Source organism: Phyllobacterium chamaecytisi (assembly GCF_020164455.1).
Taxonomy (GTDB): domain Bacteria; phylum Pseudomonadota; class Alphaproteobacteria; order Rhizobiales; family Rhizobiaceae; genus Phyllobacterium; species Phyllobacterium chamaecytisi.
This window is the reverse complement of the sequence record NZ_JAIQWW010000083.1, coordinates 1-385: the sequence shown is the minus strand read 5'-3', so window position 1 is coordinate 385 and position 385 is coordinate 1. Positions and strand designations below refer to the sequence as shown.

1 protein-coding gene is annotated in these 385 nt (G+C 56.1%); it reads left to right on the top strand.

Translation table 11 applies throughout. From position 1 onward, the window contains the following. Positions 1–43: 43 nt before the first annotated feature. A partial coding sequence (locus LB462_RS31035; RefSeq protein ID WP_505483638.1) for a type 1 glutamine amidotransferase family protein occupies positions 44–385 on the top strand: 342 nt, incomplete at its 3' end.

Here is a 385-nt window from a genome sequence, read left to right as displayed (position 1 = left end):
TCGGTACTAAAGTCGGAAACGCTGAAAGGCGGTCAATTCTGCCATGCCAGGACAAGACGGTCAGATCAATGTTGCCATCCTTGCGGTGCCGGAAGTCACGGCCTCAGCCCTATATGGCATGTTTGACCTGTTTTCTTCTCCTGGGCGCGACTTCCCATTCATCGTAACGGGGGAGGCGGGCGAACAGAGCATGCGTCCCTACACCGTCGCCCGCACCAAGGACGGGTTCCAAGCCGCCAATGGCATCTGGGTAAAGCCTGACCACGATTTCAAAGACTGCCCGCAACCCGACATCGTGTGCATTCCCGATTTCTTCGTCAATCCAGGCGAAAGTGTCAGCGGAATGTATGACCCTGAGGCGGAATGGCTTAAGCGATCCCACGAA